This window comes from Desulfobacterium sp. N47 (assembly GCF_051233685.1).
Taxonomy (GTDB): Bacteria; Desulfobacterota; Desulfobacteria; order Desulfobacterales; family RPRI01; genus RPRI01.
Map to the genome: position 1 here is coordinate 1 of NZ_JBAMMY010000301.1, position 1518 is coordinate 1518.

Annotated in this window: 2 protein-coding genes; both read right to left on the reverse strand. The window is 31.1% G+C overall.

All coding sequences use genetic code 11. The features are described 5' to 3' along the window. Positions 1–111 precede the first annotated feature (111 nt). On the reverse strand, positions 112–975 hold the full coding sequence (locus VXK47_RS19590) for a glycosyltransferase family 2 protein (protein ID WP_435550479.1): 864 nt from the start codon (positions 973–975) through the stop codon (positions 112–114). Positions 976–984: 9 nt separating this feature from the next. Further along, positions 985–1353: a hypothetical protein gene (locus VXK47_RS19595; RefSeq protein WP_435550480.1), complete on the reverse strand. Its 369-nt coding sequence runs from the start codon at positions 1351–1353 to the stop codon at positions 985–987. Positions 1354–1518 lie beyond the last annotated feature (165 nt).

Sequence of the window (1518 nt, forward strand, 5' to 3'; positions counted from 1 at the left end):
ATATTATCATCCTTTCTTGAATTGGTGAATTTAAGAAGATAATAGAGCATTCTCTTTATTAAATCAATATGTTATTTGGTATTTCAACTGCTTTTTATAAAAATAATCGGATCAATGCGAGACTTTTGAAATTACCTCAAATATATATGAAATAGCTTTTATGAAACGTGATGTATCATAAACAAATCCGATTCTCATTTTCCCATCATTTTTTTGATTATATATTTTCATCAATGCAAAATACTCTAAATATATTTCTTTTCTATTTAAGCTTGTTTTGTTTTTTTTATGCATTCTAGAAGCAGCTAATATGGGTCTGATATATTCAAATCTAAATTTCTTTGTTGCAGCTATTCTCAACCAATATTCATAATCGAATGAATTGTTAATATTAATATTAAACCTCCCTACATGTTGATATACATCTTTTTTCATAAAAAGCGCCGGCTGACATATAAAACAACAACTGAAAATATTGAAGCGATTAATATCTTCAGATGGATACATGCCTTGGATATCGGATATTTCGTTGATATAAAATGCATTACCATATATGATATCTATATTTTGTAAACTTTTAAACTTTTCCGAAATTGTTTTAAAAGCACAAGGCTCATATATGTCATCGGAATTCAAAAAGCTGTATATATCTCCAACAGCTATTTCAAAACCTTTGTTGATAGCGTCAGCTTGCCCTTTATCTTTATTTGTTACCCACCTATATTTTATAAAATTACATCGAGTCTTCCATTTTCTATTGTTCATTAAATCTTCATATTTCTTTATTATAGATATAGTTTCATCATTCGATCCACCATCCATGATAATATAGTCAATACCGAAATCACCCTCCTGTGACAAAACAGACTCTATGGTTTCAGCAATAAATTTACCATGGTTATATGAAGGAGTGACAACAGAAAAAGTGTAATATGACTTTTTGTCGGTTTGAAAATCAGATAAGTCTTTTGGCATAATAAATAATTAACCTTTTTTAGTAATCACCGCAAAATAGCCATATCGATTATTTGGAATAAAGCATTCATATCGCGTATTGTGCAAGTTGGATTCTTCTAACCATTCATCAACTGCCATCTTAGCTCCGGTTGAAAAGAAGTCGTAATCATCAACAATTAAGACTGCTCCGATTGACATAACATCATTGAGAAATTGTAAAGTGAGCTTTATAGGTTCATAGAAATCAAAATATAGATAAGCGAAACTGACTTTTGAGGGAAGTCTATGATCAGTTAACAGTATTTTTTCGATAAAGCCCTGATGAATCACAACTCTATCCTCTGGAAAACCTATTCCTTTTAAGCGGCTTTGTACCATGTTTACCGGACATGACATCGTTCCAGCATATGCATTCTATACTACCTAACCCGGACAAGCCGGAACCAAGAATTTTTAGTTAAACCATGCTAAAATGAGTGTAACATTTTTAGCATGGAGGTTTAGTATGTTGATTACCGAACGATATAAAGAGCAAATCACGGGTGTTCTTTCATGTTACGA

What these genes read in the sequence shown, in the direction of transcription:
- VXK47_RS19590 (WP_435550479.1), bottom strand. Translation starts at nt 975, where the DNA reads ATGCCAAAAGACTTATCTGATTTTCAAACCGACAAAAAGTCATATTAC.
- VXK47_RS19595 (WP_435550480.1), bottom strand. Translation starts at nt 1,353, where the DNA reads ATGTCATGTCCGGTAAACATGGTACAAAGCCGCTTAAAAGGAATAGGT.